The sequence below is a fragment of the Serratia sp. LTN-2 genome, from assembly GCF_059740205.1.
This window is the reverse complement of record NZ_JCAXDO010000045.1, coordinates 4,712-5,411: the sequence shown is the minus strand read 5'-3', so window position 1 is coordinate 5,411 and position 700 is coordinate 4,712. Positions and strand designations below refer to the sequence as shown.

The 700-nt window shown below is 51.1% G+C and carries 1 protein-coding gene, 2 tRNA genes and 1 other RNA gene; all 4 read right to left on the bottom strand.

Annotation, left to right across the window (positions count from 1 at the left end):
- The coding region (locus AC6BYQ_RS27960; RefSeq protein ID WP_020882629.1) for a GTP-binding protein at window positions 1-236 on the bottom strand (236 nt) is incomplete at its 3' end.
- 109 nt (window positions 237-345) lie between these two features.
- Window positions 346-421 (bottom strand) — tRNA-Thr (locus AC6BYQ_RS27955).
- A gap of 6 nt (window positions 422-427) precedes the next feature.
- Window positions 428-502, bottom strand: a tRNA-Gly gene (locus AC6BYQ_RS27950).
- Between the two features lie 36 nt (window positions 503-538).
- Window positions 539-654, bottom strand: a non-coding RNA gene (locus tag AC6BYQ_RS27945) — RtT sRNA.
- Window positions 655-700 lie beyond the last annotated feature (46 nt).

Here is a 700-nt window from a genome sequence, read left to right as displayed (position 1 = left end):
TGCGCGTAGTGACGAGTCGGGGTGTCATACTCAACGTGAGAGGTGTTGATGGTGATACCACGAGCTTTTTCTTCTGGTGCGTTATCGATCTGGTCGAAAGCACGTGCAGAACCGCCGTAGGTTTTAGCCAGTACGGTAGTGATCGCTGCAGTCAGGGTAGTTTTACCGTGGTCAACGTGGCCGATAGTACCGACGTTAACGTGCGGTTTTGTACGTTCAAACTTTTCTTTAGACATCGATTGTCCCTCTAAGACACGGATAAATCGGTGGTATCACCACATCAACCAAGCATTTGCTCGTTGAATCCAGAACAGAAAGAAAATCAGGGGGCGAGAAATTAAGAAGTGGTGCTGATAGGCAGATTCGAACTGCCGACCTCACCCTTACCAAGGGTGCGCTCTACCAACTGAGCTATATCAGCACATCTTGGAGCGGGCAGTGGGAATCGAACCCACATCATCAGCTTGGAAGGCTGAGGTAATAGCCATTATACGATGCCCGCATCCTGGAACTCGGCTACCTGATTTTTCTGTAGAATTTTGGGATGGAGCAGGATTGTTCATCACTCGGCTCGCATCCTTCGGGCCGGCTGCGCCTTGCGCTGCACAGCTCGAACCTTGCCGAAGGCTTTCGCCTTCTCCTCCCGCCATCAACCGCTGCGGTATTTATCGCATCTCAGTTAATCGCCGAAGGCAAGATT